The sequence below is a fragment of the Streptomyces sp. NPDC087428 genome (assembly GCF_044744085.1).
Lineage (GTDB): Bacteria > Actinomycetota > Actinomycetes > Streptomycetales > Streptomycetaceae > Streptomyces.
Genome location: NZ_JBIUXR010000028.1, coordinates 41,359 through 62,826, shown reverse-complemented (window position 1 = coordinate 62,826; position 21,468 = coordinate 41,359). Strand labels below are relative to the sequence as shown.

General features: G+C 71.3%; 14 protein-coding genes and 1 pseudogene. 1 reads left to right on the top strand and 14 read right to left on the bottom strand.

The genetic code is table 11. From position 1 onward, the window contains the following. Positions 1–73: 73 nt before the first annotated feature. The 4 genes from ACIO3R_RS38240 to ACIO3R_RS38225 all read right to left on the bottom strand — a co-directional run bounded on the left by ACIO3R_RS38240 (position 74) and on the right by ACIO3R_RS38225 (position 5,114). Positions 74–1,135 (bottom strand): ABC transporter permease, encoded by a 1,062-nt coding sequence (locus ACIO3R_RS38240; protein WP_402111670.1) that lies wholly within the window; start codon positions 1,133–1,135, stop codon positions 74–76. Beyond that, a complete protein-coding gene (locus tag ACIO3R_RS38235; RefSeq protein ID WP_385035098.1) occupies positions 1,132–2,106 on the bottom strand; it encodes an ABC transporter permease in 975 nt (324 codons plus the stop codon). Before ACIO3R_RS38235 ends, ACIO3R_RS38240 begins: the two co-directional genes overlap by 4 nt. Continuing rightward, the gene (locus ACIO3R_RS38230) at positions 2,103–3,836 is read right to left on the bottom strand and encodes an ATP-binding cassette domain-containing protein (protein WP_402111669.1); all 1,734 of its coding nucleotides are present in this window, start codon (positions 3,834–3,836) and stop codon (positions 2,103–2,105) included. The genes ACIO3R_RS38235 and ACIO3R_RS38230 overlap by 4 nt, the downstream gene beginning before the upstream one ends. Before the next feature lie 192 nt (positions 3,837–4,028). Continuing rightward, the gene (locus ACIO3R_RS38225; protein ID WP_385035102.1) at positions 4,029–5,114 is read right to left on the bottom strand and encodes an ABC transporter substrate-binding protein; all 1,086 of its coding nucleotides are present in this window, start codon (positions 5,112–5,114) and stop codon (positions 4,029–4,031) included. Positions 5,115–5,643: 529 nt separating this feature from the next. On the opposite strand from ACIO3R_RS38225, the gene ACIO3R_RS38220 reads away from it, so the two are divergent. Next, positions 5,644–8,091 carry an RICIN domain-containing protein gene (locus tag ACIO3R_RS38220; RefSeq protein WP_402111666.1) on the top strand — a complete coding sequence of 816 codons (2,448 nt, stop codon included), beginning with the start codon at positions 5,644–5,646 and terminating at the stop codon, positions 8,089–8,091. A gap of 86 nt (positions 8,092–8,177) precedes the next feature. Here ACIO3R_RS38220 and ACIO3R_RS38215 read toward each other — a convergent pair whose 3' ends face one another. From ACIO3R_RS38215 to ACIO3R_RS38170, 10 genes and pseudogenes are all read right to left on the bottom strand, one after another. Then, the gene (locus ACIO3R_RS38215) at positions 8,178–8,690 is read right to left on the bottom strand and encodes a GNAT family N-acetyltransferase (RefSeq protein WP_402111664.1); all 513 of its coding nucleotides are present in this window, start codon (positions 8,688–8,690) and stop codon (positions 8,178–8,180) included. Between the two features lie 103 nt (positions 8,691–8,793). Then, positions 8,794–12,069, bottom strand: a complete 3,276-nt coding sequence (locus tag ACIO3R_RS38210; RefSeq protein ID WP_402111663.1) for a LamG-like jellyroll fold domain-containing protein — start codon at positions 12,067–12,069, stop codon at positions 8,794–8,796. 219 nt (positions 12,070–12,288) lie between these two features. Then, the gene (locus tag ACIO3R_RS38205) at positions 12,289–14,727 is read right to left on the bottom strand and encodes a GH92 family glycosyl hydrolase (RefSeq protein ID WP_402111661.1); all 2,439 of its coding nucleotides are present in this window, start codon (positions 14,725–14,727) and stop codon (positions 12,289–12,291) included. A gap of 236 nt (positions 14,728–14,963) precedes the next feature. Continuing rightward, a complete protein-coding gene (locus ACIO3R_RS38200; protein WP_385040769.1) occupies positions 14,964–16,061 on the bottom strand; it encodes an NADH:flavin oxidoreductase/NADH oxidase in 1,098 nt (365 codons plus the stop codon). Positions 16,062–16,170: 109 nt separating this feature from the next. After that, complete coding sequence (locus ACIO3R_RS38195; protein WP_385040772.1) at positions 16,171–16,443, bottom strand: DUF1876 domain-containing protein; 273 nt, start codon at positions 16,441–16,443, stop codon at positions 16,171–16,173. 63 nt (positions 16,444–16,506) lie between these two features. Further along, positions 16,507–16,893 carry a hypothetical protein gene (locus tag ACIO3R_RS38190; RefSeq protein ID WP_385040775.1) on the bottom strand — a complete coding sequence of 129 codons (387 nt, stop codon included), beginning with the start codon at positions 16,891–16,893 and terminating at the stop codon, positions 16,507–16,509. Between the two features lie 135 nt (positions 16,894–17,028). Further along, positions 17,029–17,130: pseudogene (locus ACIO3R_RS38185) on the bottom strand (hypothetical protein); the annotation flags it as partial. A gap of 60 nt (positions 17,131–17,190) precedes the next feature. Then, positions 17,191–19,587 carry a glycoside hydrolase family 3 N-terminal domain-containing protein gene (locus ACIO3R_RS38180; protein ID WP_402111660.1) on the bottom strand — a complete coding sequence of 799 codons (2,397 nt, stop codon included), beginning with the start codon at positions 19,585–19,587 and terminating at the stop codon, positions 17,191–17,193. A gap of 52 nt (positions 19,588–19,639) precedes the next feature. After that, positions 19,640–20,533: a carbohydrate ABC transporter permease gene (locus ACIO3R_RS38175; protein WP_385040289.1), complete on the bottom strand. Its 894-nt coding sequence runs from the start codon at positions 20,531–20,533 to the stop codon at positions 19,640–19,642. A gap of 4 nt (positions 20,534–20,537) precedes the next feature. Further along, a complete protein-coding gene (locus tag ACIO3R_RS38170) occupies positions 20,538–21,467 on the bottom strand; it encodes a carbohydrate ABC transporter permease (RefSeq protein ID WP_385040286.1) in 930 nt (309 codons plus the stop codon). Position 21,468 lies beyond the last annotated feature (1 nt).

Genomic DNA, 21,468 nt, shown 5'->3' with positions numbered 1-21,468 from the left:
GCGCGTTGAAGCGCGGTGGCCCGGCTCCGCCGGTTCGGCTCGACCTGTGCCGGGGCCGCGGCCCCGGCACGGTTCAAGTGGTTCTGCGGCTGCGCGCCAGATAGCGCTGGGCCACGACGACAACGATAAGGAAGCCTCCGCTGACCACCGACTGGTACGAGGAGTTCAGCGAGCCGATCTGGTTGATCAGGTTCTGGATGACGGCGAGCAGCAGGACGCCCCAGAGCGTTCCGCTGATCGACCCGGCGCCACCGATCAGAAGCGTGCCGCCGATGACGACGGCGGAGATCGCGTCGAGCTCCATGCCCACGCCGACGATCGTGACCCCGGACGACAGCCTGGCCGCGTTGAGCGCGCCCGCGAGTCCGGCCAGCAGTCCGCTGAGCGTGTAGACCAGCATCTTGGTACGGGCCACGGGCAGGCCCATCAGGGTGGCCGCGTCGCTGCTGCCGCCGACGGCGAAGAGCGTCTGGCCGAACGAGGTGCGCTGGAGCAGCAGCCCGCCGATGCCGAACAGCGCGAGGGCGATGAGGATCGGGTAGCCGAAGCCCCACACACTCCCCTGCCCGAGCTCGGCGAAGGCCGATCCCTTGGGGACCAGGTAGGTGGTGGCGCCCTCGTCGGTGAAGGCGAGGAGTATGCCGCGGGCCCCCAGCAGGGTGGCGAGCGTGACGATGAACGGTGCCATCCCCGCGCGGGCGACGAGGAAGCCGTTGAGCAGTCCGATCGCGCCGCACATCACGAGTGGCACGAACAGCGCGGCCAGGAACCCCCATTGGGAGGCCCAGGCGGCGAGCACGCCGCCCAGTGCGAAGACGGATCCGACGGACAGGTCGATGCCGCCGGTGATGATGACCATGGTCATGCCGAGGGCCACCACGGCGAGGAACGACGCCTGTACGGTCACGCCGCGCGCGTTGTCCAGGGTGGCGAACGTCGGGTAGATGAACGACGCGACGATCACGACCGTGAGCAGGACCGCGAGCACGCCCTGGCGCTGGAGGAGTTCGGCGAGCCGTTGGCCGAGCGGGGGTGGTGCGCCGGTCACGGGGCGGGGCGCGCCGCCGCCTGCCGCTGCGGAGGTCCTGCGCGGTGCCGGGGCCTGGGCCACCGGTGCGGGTGAGGTTTCGTTCATCGGGACCGACGCTCCCGGGCGACGTAGACGGCGGCGATGATGATGGCCGCCTGGGCGATCTGTGCGGTGGAGTCGGGCAGGTCGTGCTTGACGAGGGTGGCGCGCAGCAGCTGCATCAGCAGGGCGCCCGCCACGGTGCCGAGCACCCGGATGGAACCGCCGTTGAGCGGGGTGCCGCCGACCACGACCGCCGTGATGGCGGAGAGTTCCATCAGGGTGCCGAGCGAGGAGGGGTCGCTCGCGGTGAGCCTGGCGGTGGCGAGGATGCCGGCCAGTGCGGCGAACACCCCGCAGAGCACGTACACACCGATCAGTACCCGGCGCACGGGCAGTCCGGCGAGGGAGGCCGCGGACCGGTTGCCGCCGATGGCGACGACCTGGCGGCCGAAGGTGGTGCGCTGGACCAGGAAGGCGACGGCGACCGCGAGGACCGCCGCGATGAGGACGACCAGCGGGACACCGAGGAAGGATCCGGTGCCGAGCGAGAGCAGGTCGGGGTTGACGATCTGCTTGAGCTGACCGTCCGCCATGACGAGGGCCAGGCCGCGGCCGCCGACGAACAGGGCGAGTGTGGCGACGATCGGCTGGAGTCCGACGAGCGAGACCAGCGTGCCGTTGACCGCTCCGACGAGCGCACCGGCCAGCACCGCCATGACGAGCGCGGGCACCAGCCCGTAGCCGAGGTAGAGCGGCAGGAGCGCGGCGGCCACCGCCATGGTCGAGCCGACGGAGAGGTCGACGCCCTCGGTGCCGATGACCAGGGCCATGCCCAGGGCGACGATGACGATGGGTGCGACCTGGACGAGCTGGGTGCGGAGGTTGTCCGCGGTCATGAAGTGCTCGGTGAACAGGGCGTTGAAGAGGAGCACCACCGCGACGGCGACGTACACGCCGTACTCCTGGTACCAGGCGGGGTCGCGCAGCCGCGCCAGCGGTCGGGCGGCGGGTGTGGAGAGCGTGGCCTGGGTCATCGGGGGTCCTCCTGAGCGGCCGGGGCCTTCCCTGCGGGCGCCGGTGAGTGGTCGGCGAGCACTTCGAGCAGATGGCTCTCCGCCACCTCGTCGCCCGCCAGTTCGCCCGCGACCGCGCCGCCGCGCAGGACGACGATGCGGTCGGCGCCCTCGATGAGCTCCTCGATGTCGGAGGAGATGAGCAGGACGGCGAGGCCCTCGCGGGCGAGGTCGTCGATGAGGCTCTGGACCTCGGCCTTGGCACCGACGTCGATGCCGCGGGTGGGCTCGTCGAGCAGCAGGACCTTGGGCTCCAGGCAGAGCCAGCGGGCCAGCAGGACCTTCTGCTGGTTGCCGCCGGAGAGTTCGCCGACCTTCTGCTCGGGGCTCGCCGCCTTGATCCGCAGCCGTTTCATGAAGATGTCGACGATGCGGTCCTGCTTGGCGCGGGAGACGACACCGGCGCGGGAGAGGCGCGGCATCGCCGCCAGCACGATGTTCTCGCGCACCGAGAGGCCCGGGACGATGCCCTCGGCCTTGCGGTCCTCGGGCAGCAGGCTGATGCCGGCCCGGATGGCTCCGGCGGAGGTGAGCCTGCGCAGGGTGCGCCCGCCGACCCCGATCTCGCCGGAGTCCAGGCTCAGCGCACCGGCCAGGGCCTTCGCGGTCTCGCTGCGGCCGGAGCCGAGGAGCCCGCCGAGGCCGAGCACCTCACCGGCGTACAGGGACAGTGATATGTCGTGGAGCTGGTGGTTGCGGGAGAGGCCGGTCGCGGTGAGCACCGGGGTGCGGGAGGCGTCGTGGCCCTCGGAGCCGAAGCTGGTGAGGCCGGTGCGGCGGACCTCGGCCATGTCGCGGCCGAGCATCATCGAGACGAGCTGCATGCGGTCGAGGTCGGCGAGGTCGCCGGTGTGGATGTGGCGGCCGTCGCGGAGCACGGTGACGCGGTCGCAGATCCGGTAGAGCTCGTCCATGCGGTGGCTGACGTAGAGCACCGCGATCCCGCGTGCGCGCAGATCCTCGATGACCCGGAAGAGGGTCTCGACCTCGCGCGGCTCCAGCGAGGAGGTGGGTTCGTCCATGATGACGACCTGCGCGTTGACCGAGACGGCGCGGGCGAGGGCGACCATCTGCTGGGTGCCGATGCCCAGGGTGTGCAGGGGGCGTTTCGGGTCGACGCGTACGCCGAAGCCGTCGAGCAGTTCGGTGGTCTCGCGGTGCATACGGCCGAAGTCGATCAGGCCGAAGCGGTTCTTCGGCTCACGCCCGAGGAAGATGTTGCGCGCCACGCTCATCAGCGGGACGAGGTTCACCTCCTGGTAGATCGTGGAGATGCCGGCCTGCTGCGCCTCGAACGGCCGGGCGAAGGCGATCTGTTGTCCGGTCAGCCGCAGCTCGCCCTCGTCGGGCTGGTAGACGCCGGTCAACACCTTGATCAGGGTGGACTTGCCGGCTCCGTTCTCCCCCACCAGTGCGTGGGTCTCCCCGGCGCGCAGGGAGAAGGAGACGTCGTCGAGGGCGACGACGCCCGGGAACCGCTTGCTCACCGAGCGCGCTTCGAGGACGGCCCCGGCCGGCGCGGGGGCCTGCTTCCCGTCGGCGGTCTCCTTCACGGAGGAGGCCGGCGTGGTGGATTCCCCGGCGTCGGCGTCGGATTCGGTTGCCTCCTTCGCGTCGGCGGCCGGTGCGGTTGCCTCCTTCGCGTCGGCGGCCGGCTCCGGCGGCTGCGGTACTGCTTCGGGTGGTGCCATGGCTGGTCTTGGCCTTCCGCTCTTCCAAGGGTGTGGGCCCGGTGGCCGCCGTGACGGGTGGGAGCGTCACGGCGGCGGTCCGCCGCCGGGGAGCCGGTGCGGGCCGGGTGGGACACGTACGGATCGGTACGCGCCCGGGTCCCGGCACGGCGGTTCCGCGCGGGCGTTACGGGCAGGTGGGGCGGGTCGCGGTCAGAACGCGCCGCCGAGCGAGGCCTTGGCGTTGGACTCGTCGTAGGCACGGTCGGAGATGATGACGTTCTCCGGGATCTCCTCGCCGCCGTAGAACTTCTGGGCGGTCGCGAAGGCCAGCGGGCCGAAGCGCGGGTTCGACTCGATGACGGCGTTGTACTCGCCGTTGACCAGGGCCTGGACGGCGTTGCGGGTGCCGTCGACGGAGACGATCTTGACGTCCTTGCCGGGCTTCTTGCCGGCGGCCTTCAGCGCGGTGACGGCGCCGAGACCCATCTCGTCGTTCTCCGCGTAGACGGCGGTGATGTCGGGCTTGGACTGGATGAGCTGCTCCATGACCTGCTGGCCCTTGTCGCGGGCGAACTCGCCGGTCTGCTGCGCGACGATCTTCAGGCCGGGCGCCTTGGCCTTGAGCTGGTCGACGAAACCCTTGGTGCGGTCGGTGGTGACGTTGTTGCCCGAGGCGCCGAGGAGGATGGCGACCTTGCCCTTGCCACCGGTCGTCTTGATCATCGCGTCCGCCGCGCGCTTGCCCTGCTCGACGAAGTCGGAGCCGAGGAAGGCCACGTAGTCCTTGCACGCGGTGGAGTTGAGCTTGCGGTCGACGGTGAGGACCGGGACCTTCTTGGCGGCGGCGGCCTTCAGCGCCGGCTCCAGGCCGTCCGAGTTGAGCGGGGCGACGATGAGGAACTGGGCGCCCTGGGACAGCATGTCCTGGATGTCGCTGATCTGCTTGGACAGCTGCGACTGGGCGTTGGTGGTGAGCAGCTTCTTGACGCCGACCTTCTTGGCCTCGTCCTTGATGGACTGGGTCTCGGCGATCCGGAACGGGTTGGCCTCCTTCTCCGACTGGGAGAAGCCGACCACCGCGTCCTTGAGGTCCAGCTCGGGCGACCCGTAGGTCTGCAGCGAGCAGCCGGAACCGGACGAGGACTCGGGGGACTTGGCCGCCTGGGCGCCCTGGCTGCTGTCAGCGCTCGCGTTGTCCGAGCCCTCCGACTTGGAGCAGCCGGAGGCGGCCAGCGTGGCGGTGGCGGCGAGGAGGCAGGCCACGGCGAGGGTACGGGTTCGGCGCTGGATCATCATGCGCGGGAGCTCCTTGGCGGGTTGACGGCACGCCGACGGGCGTGCGGTCGGGCATGGCTGGACGATGCATCGGCCGCCCGGCGGCTGATGCCACTGCATTCCTCACGACCCCCGCCAGTGCTCCACGGGGGTGGGCCCCAGCTGCACGAACTGCGGTCGTGAGAGTCTGCGCGGCCTCTCGGCGGCTCGGTTTACAACGTTATATAGGCGGCGCGGCACGGGCGGCAAGAGCGTTGTCGATGCGTTTCCAAAATGTGTCGGAGTCACCCTCGGCCGAACGGCGCCTCCGGCCCGCCGGTTGCCGCCGCACCCCTGGACAGCCGCTCGACGCCGTGCTGTCATACCGCCGTCAGTAATTTTCCAACGTTGCAAGAACTGTGCCGTGCAGCCCTCCGGCCGCGACGGCGCTCCTTGCCGTGCGCACGCCCCGGCCTCCCCCGGGCCGGTGCGTCATGGCAGCCCGCACGTGTCATGCGCCTTCCCCGAGCCGGTGTCCCCGCACGGCCGGCAGAGAGCAGGAGACCCCTCCATGCCCCTGAACCGCAGACAACTCATGGCAGGCGCGCTGGCCACGGCCGCCGCCACCTCGGCGGCGACCGGCCGCTGGGCCACCACCGCGACCGCGGCCGAGCACCGGGCGAGACCGGCTCATGGCGGTCACTACTCCCCCAACGCCGCGCCCCTGCACCCGACGGCGTTCCTGAAACTGCCGCCGGGCCGGGTCACCGCACGCGGCTGGCTGGCCGGACAGCTCACACTCCAGCTGGACGGCCTCTGCGGCCGGTACGAGGAGTTCTCGCACTTCCTCGACTTCGGCGCCACCGGCTGGGTCCGCCCCGAACTGGGCGGCTGGGAGGAGGTCCCGTACTGGCTGCGCGGGTACACCGACCTGGCGATCGTCACCGGTGACGCCAAGGCGCTGGCGGCCGTCCGCCGCTGGTTCGACGCGATCCTCGCCACCCAGCAGTCCGACGGCTTCTTCGGCCCGAAGTCACTGCGTACGTCGCTGAACGGCGGCCCGGACTTCTGGCCCTTCCTGCCCCTGGTCCAGGCACTGCGCTCCTGGCAGGAGTACTCCGGCGACACGCGCGTCATCCCGTTCCTCAGCAAGTTCTTCCGCTACATGAACGCCCAGGGGCCGGGGGCCTTCAACACCAGCTGGATCGCGCTGCGCTGGGGCGACGGCCTGGACAGCGTGTTCTGGCTCTTCAACCGCACCGGTGACACCTTCCTGCTGGACCTCGCCGACAAGATCCACGCGAACGGCGCCGACTGGGGCGACAACCTGGTCAACCCGCACAACGTCAACATCGCGCAGGGCTTCCGCGAGCCCGCCCAGTACGCGCTGCGCAGCGGTTCGGCCCAGGACACCCGCAACACGTACGGGACGTACGGCAAGGCCATGGACCAGTACGGCCAGTTCCCGGGCGGCGGTTTCGCCGGGGACGAGAACGCGCGCCCCGGGCACGGCGATCCCCGGCAGGGCTTCGAGACGTGCGGGATCGTCGAGTTCATGGCCAGCCACCAGTTGCTCACCCGGATCACCGGCGATCCGCTGTGGGCCGACCGTTGCGAGGAGCTGGCGTTCAACTCGCTGCCGGCCGCCCTCGACCCCTCGGGCCGGGCGGTGCACTACATCACCAGCGCCAACAGCGTCGATCTGGACAACGCCGTCAAGAAGGACCGGCAGTTCCAGAACGGCTTCGCCATGCAGGCGTTCCTGCCCGGCGTCGACCAGTACCGCTGCTGCCCGCACAACTACGGCATGGGCTGGCCCTACTTCACCGAGGAGCTCTGGCTCGCCACCCCCGACGGGGGGCTCGTCGCCGCGATGTACGCCGCCTGCGAGGTCACCGCGAAGGTCGCCGGCGGCACCGAGGTCACCTTCACCGAGGAGACCGGATATCCGTTCACGGACACGGTCACGCTGCGCCTGAAGGCGCCCACGCGGCTGCGGTTCCCCCTGGTGCTGCGGGTGCCCGCCTGGTGCGACGCCCCGCGGATCGAGGTGAACGGGCGCCGCGTGGACGCCCCCGCCGGTCCCGCCTTCACCCGCGTCGAGCGCACCTGGTCCGACGGCGACAAGGTGACCCTGCGCTTCCCCCAGACGACCACCGTCCGCACCTGGGGGCGGAACCACGGCTCCGTCAGCGTGGACCGCGGCCCGCTCACGTACTCCCTGCGCATCGGTGAGGAGTACCGGCGCATCGGCGGCACCGACCGGTTCCCTGAGTACGAGGTGCATGCCACCGGCCCGTGGAACTACGGGCTCGTCCTGGACGGGAGGAAACCGGCCGCCTCGCTGCGCCCCCACACGGTCCGCCACCCCAAGGACGCCAACCCGTTCACCCTCGACGGCACCCCGCTGACCATGACCGCGCGGGCCCGCCGGATCCCGGAGTGGACCGCGGACGCCGAGCACGTCGTCACCCCGCTCCGGGACAGTCCGGCCCGCAGCACGGAGCCGGTGGAGGAGGTCACGCTCGTCCCCATGGGGGCGGCACGGCTGCGCATCACCTCGTTCCCGACGGCCGGTCCCGGCGGCTCGCCCTGGCTGACCGACGGCTGGTACCGCGTCCGCAACCGGCACTCGGGCAAGGTGCTGGGCGTCGACAACATGTCCACGGCGAACAGTGCCCATGTCGTCCAGTTCGATGACACGGGCACCGCCGACCACGACTGGCAGCTCGTCCCCGAGGGGGACGGCTGGTACCGCGTCCGCAACCGCAACTCGGGCAAGGTCCTCGGCGTGGACAACATGTCCACCGCCGACAGCGCCCACGTCGTCCAGTTCGACGACAACGGCACCGACGACCACCTCTGGCAGCTCGTCCCGGACGGCGACGGCTGGTACCGCATCCGCAACCGCAACTCGGGCAAGGTCCTCGGCGTGGACAACATGTCCACCGCCGACAGCGCCCACGTCGTCCAGTTCGGTGACACGGGCACCGCCGACCACCTCTGGCAGCTCGTCTGACCCGCGGCGTTCCACGCGCTCCCCGCCAGCTCCCCGCGCCGCCCGGTGCGGGGAGCTCCGCCATGACGGCGGCGCCGGCCGGTGCGCTACCGCGCCGCGCCGGCCGGTGCGACGTAGGTGTGCAGCAGAGCCGTGCGGCCGTCTGCCGTCCGCCAGTCGCCGGGGCGGCTGGCGACATGGCGCCAGCCGGCCCGCTCGTAGAGCGCGACGGCGGCCCCGCCGCCGTCCTCCACCTCCAGGACCAGCCGCAGACCGAGGCCCGCCGCGGCTGTCGTCGAGGTCGCGAGCAGCGCACTCGCCACTCCGCGCCGCCGGGCCGATGCCGTGGCGAACAGCCGCGACACCGAGGCCAGTTCGTCCGGCGGGAGGCCGGCATCCGCCGCCATGACGCGGTCGGTCCTGGTGAGAGCCACATGCCCGAGGACGTCCGTGCCGTCCACGGCCACCCAGGCCTCCAGCAGACCGTCGGGGGTGAGCCAGCCCGCCGGGTCGGCCGGCCACCGCGCCGGGTAGCGGTCCGCCTCGTGCACCGTGGCCAGCGCCTCGACGCACGCCTTCATGTCGTCGTCGCGGCGGCGACGGATCTCGGGCTGTTCCATCCCTCGATCCTCACACGAAGCCCGGACCGGCCGGGCCGCCGGGCACGGCGCTGCCTGCCGTCACGGCTGTGACGGCAGGCAGCGGGTCATCGTGCCGGACGGTCTACGGCTGTTCGGCGCCGTGCAGCTCGCTCACCTCGTCAGCGGTGAGGGCCTTGTCGTACACCCTGACCTGGTCGATGGAACCGTTCCAGAAGTCGCCCTTCGCGCCCGCGTACTGGGCACGGCCCACGGAGAGCGGGCCGGTGCTGACGTCAGCGGAACCGGCCGGGGCCGTGGCCGCGAGGCTGCCGTCGACGTACAGCTTCAGCTCGTCGCCGTCGCGCACGCCCACCAGGTGATACCACTGGCCGGTCTCGGGCGTCATCTCCGCCCGTGCCCGCTTCCCGCCCGGCGTGCTGAACGCGAACGCGCCCTGTCCGTACTGGAGATAGAACGGGTTCTCCGTGCGGCGGCCGTCCTGGCTGACCACCGTCGCGTAGTTGCCGGGCAGTGCGTCGAGCGAGGCCCAGGCCGAGACGGTGTAGTCGCCGGTGGTGTCGACGACCGGGCTCGCCGTCTCGGCGTACTGGCCCTCGCCGTTGAACTTCAGCGCAGAGCCGTGGACGCCGGGCGTCCAGGTGGTGCCGGCGGAGAGGGTGAGCCGGAGGCGGTTGGGGCCCTGGTCGCCCGCCTCGGTCCCCTTGCCCTCGTCGAGGTTCCAGGCGGCGCCGCCCTTCACCTCGTCGCGGTGGCCGGCGGCCGCGCCGGCCGCGATGACCTGCTCGTTGATCTGCCGGACCTTCCTGGCATCGACCTTGATCTCGCGCCGGTCGTAGGTGTAGAGACCGTTCAGCTCGTTCTCCAGGTCGCTGACCTGGGTGTACACCGAGCCGGACAGCTCGGCGCCGGCGGCCGCCAGGTAGTACGTGCGCGTGTTGTCGACGTACTTGGCCGTGAGGGCGTCCTTGTCCGCGACCCCGCTGTAGATCGCGGCGGGGGCACCCGGCCACATGTGTCCGGCGGTACGGAGCGTGAAGCCGCCGTGCTCACCGTCCATCGCCGCCCGGTCGTCCGGGAACGGTGCGTCGTTGTTGACGTAGTCGTGGTGGTCGATGATGTCGCCCTTGCCCGAGTCACCCTTGGACGAGCAGCAGTTGACACCGCTGTGCGCGTTGACGACGCGGGAGGGGTCGGCGCCCTTGACGGCCTCGGTGATCTTGCCGGTCTCGGTGCGGTCCCACTCGCCCCAGCCCTCGTTGAAGACGATCCAGCCGCCGATCGAGGGCGAGTTGTGGAGCTGCTCCATCATCTGCTTGCCCTGCGAGAGGAAGGCCTGCTGCCCCTTCTCGCCGGTGATGTCGGAGGAGACGAAGTCCTGCCAGACCAGCAGACCGAGCTGGTCCGCGTGGTAGTACCAGCGCGCCGACTCCACCTTGATGTGCTTGCGCACCGCGTTGAAGCCGAGCTTCTTCTGCGCCTTCAGGTCGAAGGTCAGTGCGGCGTCGCTCGGCTGGGTGTAGAGGCCGTCGGGCCAGAAGCCCTGGTCCAGCATGGCGAGGGAGAAGAACGGCTTCCCGTTGAGCACCAGCTTCTGGTAGCCGCCGACCTTCTGGATGCCGAGGGAGCGCATGCCGAAGTAGCTGTCGACGGTGTCCTTGGAACGGCCGTCGGTGAGGGTGACCTCAAGGTCGTACAGGTAGGGGTCGTCCGGGGTCCAGAGGTGCTGCTTCTTGACGGGCAGGCTCAGCGCGTGGTTCGCCGGGCCGGTGACCGTGCCGACGACCTTGCCCTTCTTGTCCCGGGCAACGGCCTTGATCCGCGCTCCGGCCGAGGCGTCGGCGGAGTTGACCGTCAGGGCCAGCCGGCCCTGGTCGATGTCGGGGGTGGTCGTCAGGGTGTCCACGGAGGCGGGGGCGACCGGCTCCATCCACACGGTCTGCCAGATACCGGAGGACGGGGTGTAGACGATGCCGCCGGGGTTGCGGGACTGCTTGCCCTTCGGCTGGTCGTCACCGGTGGTGTCGGTGACCGCGACGACGATCTCCTGCGGGCCGGTGCCCTTGACCGCGTCGGTGATGTCGGCGCTGAAGGAGGTGTAGCCGCCGGTGTGCTCGGCGACCTTCTTGCCGTTGACCCAGACGCGGGCCTGGTAGTCGACGGCGCCGAAGTTGAGCCTCAGCCGGTTGCCGTCCTTGCCCTTGCTCCGGCCCTGGTCCACGGACCACTTCTTCGGCACGGTGACGAGCTTGCGGTAGAACATGTGGTCTTCGTGGCGTTCGAGGCCGGAGAGCTGCGACTCGACGGGGAACGGCACGGTGATCCGCTCACCGAGCTTCTTCCCGAACACGGGCTGCTCGCCCGCCGCGGCTCCGGCGAACTCCCACGGGCCGTTGAGGTTCTGCCACTGGTCGCGGACCTGCTGCGGCCGGGGGTACTCGGGCAGCGGGTGGTTGCGGTCGAGCTTGTCGCCCCAGGTCGTGGTCAGCCGGTGCGTGGACAGGTTCCCGGCCGTGCGGCTGATCTCGGGGACGGCCTTGCCGCCTGCCGTGAGGCCGCCCTTGCCGTCGTACGCGACACGGACCTGCTGGCCCTTCTGGACGGGCGCGGCCAGGGTGACGGTCAGCGCCCTGGAGTTGCCGGACGCGCGGGCGACGGACTTCACCGGGATCGGCGAGGTGTCCGCCTCGATCCGGAGGTGGTCCTTCACCTGGGAGAACGTGCCGACCTTGTCGTCGAACGTCGCCTGGAGCCGCTGTCCGTCGCCCGCGACGCTCAGCCCGACCGGGTAGACCTCGAAGTCGGCCGGCGGGGTGAAGGCCGACTCGGGCACGATCTGCTTCGGGAGCTTCGCGCTGGACCAGCGCAGGAACATGTTGGCGCCGCCGGTGTCCTGGAACATCTCCAGCTTGAACGCGTGCGGCTCGCCGGCCTTCAGCGCGACCGGCTCACCGGTCTGCTCGTTGTCCCAGTCGGGCTCCCAGTGGTCGATGACCACCTTGCCGTCGATGTAGAGCCGGAAGCCGTTGTCGCCGCTCGCGGAGAAGGTGTAGTCGCCGGTCTCGGGCGCCTGGATGCTGCCGGTCCAGCGTGCGGTGGTGTTCTCGGTCCGGCCGGTCGTGGACTCGAACGTGCCGGTGAGGCCCGGGAAGTTGATCTCCGGGTCGAGGGCGACTCCGCCGAGCTTGTCGAAGTCCCGCGCGCCGGGCGCGGACATGCTGAAGTACTCGCCCTTCAGCCCGTGCACGGCGGTGGCCGGATTGTCGGCCCCCTTCACGGAGGCGGCGCCGGCGGCGGGAGCCGGGGCGGCAGCGGCGGCGGGGACCAGGGTGGCCCCGACGGGTATCAGCAGCGCGGCGGCGCAGGCCACCGTTCTGAGCAGAGCGCGGGGTCGGGGCATTTGTCGTCTCAAGGCGTCGTCCTGTCGAGAGAGCTGAAGTGCCTCGAACCTGTGAGGCACAGCACACAATCGAACATTGAGCCACAGCACCAAACGCAAAACAACAGTCGTGCACAGAGAATTTTCAACGATAGAAAGATGGGGTGCCCAAGGGCCGTCCCGTGTGACGGCGGGCCCCCGCGATCAGTCGTGGGGGCCCGCCGTCCGGTGACAGCGCGACTACCGCGGCAGCCCGGAAGGGCTCGTGGCCCAGGAGGTGTTCTCCTTCGCGGAGAGGCGGTAGGCCAGCGTGCCGCCCCTCGCGAGCAGGCTCGCGTCCGTCCACGAGCGGTCGCTCCGCCTGCCGTTGACCGTCAGCGCGTCGATGTACGCGTGCGTGGCGTCGGCGGCCGGGGCGGTGATCGTGATGTCCCTGCCGTGCGGGCGGTCGATGACGGCCTTCGGGAACAGCGGGGCACCCAGCAGCATGGCGCCGCCGCCCGGCGACTGCGGGTACAGGCCGAGCGCGGAGAAGACGTACCAGGCGGACATGGTGCCCAGGTCGTCGTTACCGGGCAGACCCCTGGGGCCCGTGCCGTAGACCGTGTTCAGGATCTCGCGGACGGTCGCCTGGGTCTTCCACGGCTGCCCGAGCGCGTTGTAGAGCCAAGGGGCGTGGATGCCGGGCTCGTTGGTCGGGTCGTAGCGCACCGAGTCGCCGCCCTTCACCGACCAGGAGCCGTCCGCCTTGTGGAAGAAGCCGTCGAGGCGCCGCGCCGCGACGTCCCGGCCGCCCATCGCCTCGGCCAGCCCCTGGACATCCTGCGGCACCATCCAGGTGTACGTGGCGCTGGTGCCCTGCGCGAAGCCGAGTTCGCTGCCCGGGGCGAACGGGGAGACCCAGGAGCCGTCGAGGTTGCGCGCCTGGATGTAGCCGTTGGTGCCGGCCCCGTCGGTGGCCGCCGCGTTGAACACGTTGCGCCACCAGCCGCCGCGCTCCTTGAACGCCTTGGCCTCCTTGTCGCGGCCCAGGAGTGCGGCCCAGCGGCCGAGCGCGTCGTCGGCGACCGCGTCCTCCAGGGTCTCGGCGGCGCCGCCCCAGCAGTGGCAGACGTCCTGCGGCGCGTAGTGGGACTTCAGGTACTGGGCCAGATTGGGCCGCTGGCCGGTGCACTGGCCGGGACAGCCGGCGTCCGAGAGGCCGTCGTCGACGGGGACGGTCGCCTGGCGCGCCAGCGACTCGTAGGCGCCCTCGTAGTCGAAGTTCCGTACCCCCATGGCGTAGAACGTGGCGAGGGTGGCGGCGGTGGGGTCACCGGTCATGACATGGGTGGCGCCGTTGATGTGCACCCAGCGGTCCCACACGCCGCCGTTCTGCCGGGCGAAGTTGTAGAGCGACTGGGCGAAGTCCCCGGCGATCTCCGGTTTGAGCAGGGCCAGCAGCTGTATCTGGGCCCGGTACTGGTCCCAGCCCGAGAAGTTGCTGTACTGCGCGCCCTGTCCACGCTCCACCCGGTGCGGGGCGCCGTCCATGCCCGGGTAGCGGCCGTCGGTGTCGCTGATCACGTTGGGCTGCATCAGGGAGTGGTACAGCGCGGTGTAGAAGGTGGTGCGCTGCGCCTCGGTGCCGCCGCCCGTGCGTACGGAGTTCAGCTCCCGGTCCCAGGTCCGGCTCGCGGCGGCCGCCACGTCGTCCACGCCGGCGTGCGGGGCGATCTCGGTGCGCAGGTTGGCCTCGGCACCGGCCTGGCTGACGTAGGAGATGCCGATCCGCATGTGGACATCGTTGTCGGAGGCGGTGTCGAAGCCGACCCAGCCACCCGATCCGCGGCCGGCCCGGTCCGCTCCGGTGGCGTAGCCCTCGCCGCCGCTGCCGGTGGTCGAGCCGGGGGCGAGTGTGCCGTCCTTCCAGGTGCCGGTGGTGGAGAAGGCGCGGTCGAAGGAGGCGCTGAAGTAGAGCCGGTAGTAGCTCTTGCGGTTGTTGGTGCCCCCGTTGGCCCGCCGTCCGCAGAACGCGCCGGTGAGCACCGAGCCGGTGACCTTGCGGTGCGCGGTGTCGATCTCGACCTGGGCGTCCTCGCTGCCGTTGAGCGAGTTCGAGACCCGGAAGAGGAGGCTGGCGGGTTTACCGGCCGGGAAGCCGAAGTCGGCCACGCCCGCGCGGCGGCTCACCGCGAGGTCCGCGGTGGCTCCGGAGCCGAGGCCGACGGTGTAGCGGCCGGGGACGGCGCGCTCGTCGTCGTGCGAGAAGTCCGCGGCGTAGACGGCGTCCTTGGTGTCGGCGGACGGAGAGGAGGTGACGTCCCCGACGAACGGCATGATGGGGATGTCCCCGGCCGCACCGGGGTTGCAGCCCGCGCCGTTGACGTGTGTGAGGCTCAGTCCGCGCAGCCGGGTGGCGCCGTACTCGTAGCCGTTGGCGGCGCCGGTGCTCGTCTGGTCGCCCGTCGTGCTCGTCGGCGACCAGCCGATCATGCCGTACGGGAGGGTGGCGCCGGGATAGGTGTTGCCGCCGTTGGCGCTGCCGATCAGCGGGTCCACATAGGCGGTGGGGCGTGCGGTGGGGGCCGCGGCCTCTGCGGCCGGGGGAAGGACTGCGGCGGCGAGTGCGCCGGTGACGAGTACGGCGGCTGTTCGCGCGGCGAGGCGCCGGGCCGCGGGGAACGGTCTGGTGGGCATGCAGCGGTACCTTCCAGGGAGTTCGGACAACGTTGTCTTCGGCCGGGGTGCGGCCGACGACAGCGGTGATCGATGCGCGGCCGAGCGTAGATCCCCCCGGCGCGGGAGGGAATGCCTCAGCCGTCATCCCTGATGAATGCGCGGTGAACGAATGCCGCGGCCCGCACGGCGCGCGGCCGCCCTCCCCGTACCTGCCGGGCCCGGCGGTACAGAGAGGGCGGATGGCCCCGGGTGGGTCAGATCGCGTAGCCGTACTGCTCGGGGGCGCGCACCGTGCCGCTCAGCTCGCGCGCCGCGTACTGCGCCCACGACGGGCTGCGCAGGAGTTCGCGTCCGAGGAGGACGGCGTCCGCGCGGCCCTCGGTGAGGATCTTCTCGGCCTGCTGGGGATCGGTGATCAGGCCGACGGCCGCGACGGGCAGACCGGTCTCCCGCTTCACGCGTTCGGCGAAGGGGACCTGGTAGCCGGGCCCGGTCGCGATGCGGGCGCGGGGGGCGTTCCCGCCGGTGGAGACGTCCAGCAGGTCCACTCCGTGGGCCCGGAGTTCGCCGGCCAGCCGTACGGTCTCGTCGGCGGTCCAGCCCTCGCGCTCGTCCTCGGCGTTCTCGGTGAGCCAGTCCGTCGCGGAGACGCGGAAGAGGACGGGCAGGTCCTCCGGCCACACCTCCCGCACGGCGTCGACGACCTGGAGTGCGAACCGGACGCGGTTCTCGTAGCTGCCGCCGTACTCGTCGGTGCGCTTGTTGCTGTGCGGGGAGAGGAACTGTCCGATGAGGTAGCCGTGGGCACCGTGCACCTCCACGGCGTCGAAGCCCGCGTCGAGCGCGCGGCGCGCGGCCTCACGGAAGTCGGCGACGACGCCCTGGATCTCGTCCGCGGTCAGTTCGTGCGGCACGGGGTGGCCGGTGTCGAACGGCAGCGGGCTGGGCGCGACGGGCGTCCAGCCGTGCGCGTCGGGGCCGACGGGTCCGCCGCCGGTCCAGGGGGCGGCGGTCGATGCCTTGCGCCCGGCGTGCGCCAGCTGGATTCCGACGGCCGAGCCCTGCGCCTTGACGAAGTCGGTGATCCGGCGGAACGCCGCGACCTGGGTGTCGTTCCAGATACCGAGGTCGGCCGGGCTGATCCGGCCCTCCGGACTGACAGCCGTCGCCTCGGTGAGGATGAGCCCGGTGCCGCCGGTGGCGCGGGCCGCGAGATGGGCGAAGTGCCAGTCGGTGGGCACGCCGGCGTCGGGCCCCACCGGTTCGGCGCTGTACTGGCACATCGGTGCCATCCACACCCGGTTGGGCACGACAAGCGACCTCAGGGTGAAGGGCTCGAAAAGGGCACTCACGACGGACTCCGTTTCGCCGGGTACGGAAGGATCGCTAGTACGATACATCCCGTACTACGACGTCCGTCAAATTACGATGCCTCTCGTACGAGGTCCGGGCCCGCACCCCTCAGGTCAGCGGGTAGGACGTCCGGCCGGACTCCTCGTCGATCTCGTCGTGGGCCTTGGTCAGCAGCTTCATCGCCAGCTCGTTGAGCGCGCGGGCACCCGCGATCTCCTCGCCCACCCGGGGCTGCCCGGAGTCCGAGGGGTGCCGGCTGGCATAGCCGTGGGCGCGTACCTCACTCCCGTCGGAGAGCCGCACCAGGGCGGCGGCGCGGGTGCGGTGGGTGTCCTCCTCGAATTCCAGCTCGATGTGCCATCCGACAGCGGTCTGCGTCATGGTGCTCACCTCCGGAGCGTGTGCCTCCAGGGTGCGCCCCTTCCGGCGGCGATGCGCGGCGGATCAGCGCGCCCGGCGGCGCAGGGTGATGCGGGCGTCCGCGTCGTACAGCTGGTTCCAGCTGCGTCCGGCGCCCGACTTCCAGGTGACGTGGACGGTGGCCCCGTCGGTCCTGACCCCGTCCACCGTCATCGCGCGGTCGCCGTCGCGTACGTCTCCGCGGCGCAGCTCGTCCGCCCTGACCGTGACGGGGTCCGCCGAGCGCACGCTCTCCACCTCGTCCGCCGCGAGGCCGAGGGCGGCGGCCAGTTCGCGGGCCCGGTCGGGGGTGCAGATCAGCGAGAGCTCTCCCGCCGGTGTGCCGAGCCTGATCTCGACCCCCGCGCCGACCGGGGTCACCTCCAGATGTCCGGCCGCCGCACCGCTGTCCTCGTCGTTCGCACTGTTCATTCGCTCGGTATCTCCCTTGCCCGGACTTCCCGGGTCCTCGGTACAGCCGGAGGCTCTCCGGCGGGCCCGGCAGCCGGGCTTGAGGCCACCCGTGCCGATCACCAGGTTCTGGAGCACCACCGTCGGATCGGCCATCAAGAATTTGAGCACACGCACACCGGCGGCGGCGATGTGGTGCACCGTACTGGTGAGGTTGACGTGCTCGGAGGTGTGACGGGCCCACTGATCGTCGGACATGTCGAAAGTTTCGCGGACCTCCCCGCACATCCGGCGGGGAGGTCCGCGGGCGGGGCCGGGTCAGTGCGCGGCGGGCTCGACCGAGGTGCCGCAGACGAGCCGCCGCCGGTGGTCGACGGTCCGCTCGGGCCCGGTGAGCCGCAGCCGTACCGTCCGGCGGACGCCGGTGGCGGCGCTGGACGTGGCGAGCCGCAGTTCGAGCTCGCCGGGCTCGACGACGCGGCGGCCGCCGATGCCGGTGAAGGACACCAGGTCGGCGTGGAAATGGAACCGGACCCTGGCTGCCGCACCGGCGGCGAGCGGCACCCGCGCGTAGCCGATCAGCCGGGCCTGGGGGCGGGTCGTCTGGGCGACCGGGTCGTGGACGTACAGCTGCACGACTTCGGCGCCCTCGCGGTCACCGGTGTTGCGGATGGTCAGCGCGATGTCGGCCGAGCCGTCGGTGGGGATCTCGGCCGGGGCCGGATCGCCCGGCTCCCAGTCGAAGGAGGTGTAGGACATGCCGTGCCCGAAGGGGTACAGCGGTGTCGGGTCCAGGTTGCTGACCCCGCTCGCCAGCCCCAGCGGCGGCTGCAGATACGTCCACGGCTGACCGCCCGGACCCTTCGGTACGCAGACCGGCAGCCGGCCGGAGGGGTTGACCCGGCCGGAGAGCACCCCGGCCAGCGCCGGACCGCCCTCCTCTCCGGGGAAGAAGGCCTGCACGACGGCGGCCGCCCGGTCCGCCCATCGCCCCAGCGCGTACGGGCGGCCGGTGAGCAGCACCAGGATCACCGGGGTGCCGCCGGCCAGCAGGGCGTCCAGCAGCTCGCCCTGGACGCCGGGCAGCGAGAGGTCGGCGGCGTCGCAGCCCTCACCGGAGGTGCCGCGGCCGAAGAGACCGGCCCGGTCGCCGAGGACGGCGACACACACATCGGCGTTCCCGGCCAGCCCGACGGCGTCCGCGATCCCGGACGTGTCCGTGCCGTCCACCTCGCAGCCTGCGGTGAATTCGACGTCGGCGCCCGGGAATTCGCCGCGCAGCGACTCCAGCACGGTCGGCACGTCGATCCCCATCGCGGTCTCGGGGTGCGAGACGCCGACATGGCTGGGGAAGGAGTAGCAGCCGAGCATGGCCAGCGCGTCGTCGGCGCGCGGTCCGACCACCGCGATCCGGCCGGGGCCGCGCAGTGGCAGTACGCCACCGGGGTTGGCGAGCAGTACACAGGCCTGTTCGGCGAGTTCGCGGGCCAGGGCCCGGTTCTCCGGCGGGTCGAGGTCGACGGTGTCCCTGGCCCGCTCGGGGTCGGCGTCCCGCAGGGCGGTGGGCAGCGGCGACCAGTCGGGGTCGAGCAGGCCGAGTTCGCATTTCTGCCGCAGTACGCGGTGCAGGGCCCGGTCGACGAGTTCCTCGGCCACGGTGCCGTCCCGTACGGCGGCGACGAGGGCGTCGCCGTAGCTGCGGACGGTGGGCAGTTCCACGTCGACGCCGGCGCCCAGGGCGAGCCGGGCGGCGTCCGCGCGGTCGGCGGCGACCTTGTGGAGGGTCTCCAGGAAGCCGATGCCGAAGTAGTCGGCGACGACGGTCCCGGTGAACCCCCAGGTGTCCCGGAGCAGTTCGGTGAGCAGGACGGGGTCGGCCGCAGAGGGCACGCCGTCGACCTCCGCGTAGGAGGACATCACCGAGCGGGCGCCGCCCTCGCGCAGCGCCATCTCGAAGGGCGGGAGGGTCACATCGGCCATTTCGCGGGCGCCGGCCCTGACCGGCGCGAGATTGCGGGCTCCGGCCGAGGCCGCGTACCCGGCGAAGTGCTTGAGGGTGGCCACGATTCCGGCGGACTCCAGTCCGCGGACGTACGCCGTGCCGATGGTCCCGACGAGGTAGGGGTCCTCGCCGATGGTCTCCTCGACGCGGCCCCAGCGCAGGTCGCGGGCGACGTCCAGGACGGGCGCCAGCCCCTGGTGGACGCCGACCGAGCGCATGTCGCGGCCGATCCGGCGGGCCATCTCGGTGACCAGTTCCGGGTTCCAGGCCGCGCCCCACGACAGCGGCACGGGGTAGGCGGTGGCGCCCCAGGCGGTGAATCCGGCCAGGCACTCCTCGTGCGCGAGGGCCGGGATGCCGAACCGTCCTGACCCGGCGATCCGGCGCTGGGCGCGGGCCAGGGCGAGCGCCCCGACCCCGGGGTCGACGGGGGCGGTGCCGAACGGCCGGGTGAGCTGGCCGAGGCCGCGGGTGGTGAGCTCGTCCCAGTCGACCGGGTCGACCATGTCGTTCTGGTGCGGTGCGACCCCGTCGCCGTCGGCGTCGGCGCCCACCCAGATTCCGTACAGCTGGGCGGCCTTCTCCTCCAGGGTCATCCGGGGGACGAGGTCGGCCGCCCGGGCCTGCGGGGTGAGCGCGGGGTCGCGCCAGGGGCCGTCGGCGGCCGGGGCCGCCTCGGTGCGGCGGGTGTGCGGGACTGCGGGGATTGCCATGGGGGCAGGGGTTCCTCTCATGAGTGCGGTGGTGCGGGGCGGCGTGGGTGCGTTACTTGCCGCCCACCCCCATCAGTCCGTTGACCAGCGCCCTGCGCGCCACGAGGTACACGGCGAAGATGGGCACGACGGAGAGCACGATCGCCGCCAGTACGGCGGGGATGTTCACTCCGAACTGGGACATGAAGTTGAAGAGACCGAGCGTCAGGACGCGCTTCTCCTGCGACTGGGTGAGGATCAGCGGGAAGAGGAATCCGTTCCAGGCCTGCAGCGCCGAGAAGATGGCCACGGTGCTGATGCCTGCCTTGGACATCGGGATGGCGAGCTGCCACAGCATGCGCAGGGGGGTGGCGCCGTCGAGCGCCATCGCCTCGTACATCTCCTCGGAGACGTCCCGCATGGTGCCGCTGAGGACCAGCACGGCCACCGGCATCGCGAAGGCCGCGGTCGGCAGGATGATCGCGGGCAGGGTGTCGTAGAGGCCCATCTTGCCGATCAGCAGGTACAGCGGCACGATCACGGCCTGCGCCGGGATGGCCACGCCGAGCAGGAAGGTCCGGAAGGCGAGCGAGGAGAGCCGGCTGCGGGTGCGCACCGCGACATAGGCGACGGGCACCGAGAGGGCCAGCACGATGGCCACGGTGGAGGCGGCCACGATCGCGGTGTTGCCCAGCAGGGTGAGGAAGCCGCTGTGCAGCACGGTGTTGTAGTTGTCCAGCGTCGGGTCGGTCGGGAACGCCAGTGGGTCGCCGCTCAGCGCCTCGTCCTGGTGCATCAGCGACGAGGAGACCAGCGTGTACAGCGGTACGACGACGATGACGAGCCAGACCAGCGAGCCGAGGCCGGCCAGTGGGTTTCCCCGCTTCCCGGGCCGGCGGGCGGCCTTGCCCCCGGCCCGGAACGCGGGCGCCGTGGGCGGCGCCGTACGACGGGTGTCGACTGACATGGCGTCACATACCTTCCCGCGTCGACCGCATGGTGCCGAAGCCGCTGAAGCGCACCAGGATCAGTGACAGACCGGTGGCGACGACGACCAGGGCCGTGGCGATGGCCGCGGCGTAGCCGAGGTCGTAGGTCTGGAAGCCGGTGCGGTACATCAGGTAGGGCAGGATCGTGGTGTCCGTGCCCGGACCGCCCTTGGTCATGATCAGCACGGTGTCGAAGTACGTCAGCGAGCCGACGATCATCAGGACCGACGAGGTCGTGATGGTGTTGCGCAGCTGCGGCAGGGTGATGTGGAAGAACTGCCGCAGCATCCCGGCACCGTCGATGGCGGCCGCCTGGTAGAGCACCTCCGGGATCTGCCGGGCGCCGCCCTGGTAGATCAGGGTGTGGAACGGCATGAACTGCCAGCCGCCGACGAAGGCCACGGTGAGCAGGGCGCCGGTGGAGGAGCCCATGATGTTGGGATCGACGCCGAACCAGGGGCCGATCTGCTTGATCACACCGAAGTTGGGGTCGAGCAGCGCGTGGAAGAGCATGGCGATGGCGGTGGTGGAGAGCAGCAGCGGGATGAAGAAGACCGCGGAGAGGAAGGTCCGGCTGCGCTGCCGGCCGGCCGCCCAGACGCCCAGCAGCAGCGCCACCGGGGTCTGGAAGGCCCAGCTGACCGTGGTGAGCAGCAGGCTCAGCCAGGCGGCCTGACGGAACTCGTGGTCCTTGAACAGGCGGGTCCAGTTGTCCGCGCCGACCGGGGTCGGGGAGTTCAGCCCGTCCCAGTGGCAGAAGGACAGATAGACGGCGATGGCCAGCGGGACGATCGCGAAGACGGCGAAGAAGAGGATGCCGGGCAGGGCCCAGCCGACGGGTGGGCGGCCGACGTTGCCGGCGGCCGCCTTCCTTCCTCCACGCACCTCGGTGTACGGAGAGATGTGGGACATC

Bases quoted from the DNA above. Each gene is read 5' to 3' on its own strand.
- ACIO3R_RS38240 (WP_402111670.1), bottom strand. From the start codon at position 1,135: ATGAACGAAACCTCACCCGCACCGGTGGCCCAGGCCCCGGCACCGCGC.
- ACIO3R_RS38235 (WP_385035098.1), bottom strand. From the start codon at position 2,106: ATGACCCAGGCCACGCTCTCCACACCCGCCGCCCGACCGCTGGCGCGG.
- ACIO3R_RS38230 (WP_402111669.1), bottom strand. From the start codon at position 3,836: ATGGCACCACCCGAAGCAGTACCGCAGCCGCCGGAGCCGGCCGCCGAC.
- ACIO3R_RS38225 (WP_385035102.1), bottom strand. From the start codon at position 5,114: ATGATGATCCAGCGCCGAACCCGTACCCTCGCCGTGGCCTGCCTCCTC.
- ACIO3R_RS38220 (WP_402111666.1), top strand. From the start codon at position 5,644: ATGCCCCTGAACCGCAGACAACTCATGGCAGGCGCGCTGGCCACGGCC.
- ACIO3R_RS38215 (WP_402111664.1), bottom strand. From the start codon at position 8,690: ATGGAACAGCCCGAGATCCGTCGCCGCCGCGACGACGACATGAAGGCG.
- ACIO3R_RS38210 (WP_402111663.1), bottom strand. From the start codon at position 12,069: ATGCCCCGACCCCGCGCTCTGCTCAGAACGGTGGCCTGCGCCGCCGCG.
- ACIO3R_RS38205 (WP_402111661.1), bottom strand. From the start codon at position 14,727: ATGCCCACCAGACCGTTCCCCGCGGCCCGGCGCCTCGCCGCGCGAACA.
- ACIO3R_RS38195 (WP_385040772.1), bottom strand. From the start codon at position 16,443: ATGACGCAGACCGCTGTCGGATGGCACATCGAGCTGGAATTCGAGGAG.
- ACIO3R_RS38190 (WP_385040775.1), bottom strand. From the start codon at position 16,893: ATGAACAGTGCGAACGACGAGGACAGCGGTGCGGCGGCCGGACATCTG.
- ACIO3R_RS38180 (WP_402111660.1), bottom strand. From the start codon at position 19,587: ATGGCAATCCCCGCAGTCCCGCACACCCGCCGCACCGAGGCGGCCCCG.
- ACIO3R_RS38175 (WP_385040289.1), bottom strand. From the start codon at position 20,533: ATGTCAGTCGACACCCGTCGTACGGCGCCGCCCACGGCGCCCGCGTTC.
- ACIO3R_RS38170 (WP_385040286.1), bottom strand. From the start codon at position 21,467: ATGTCCCACATCTCTCCGTACACCGAGGTGCGTGGAGGAAGGAAGGCG.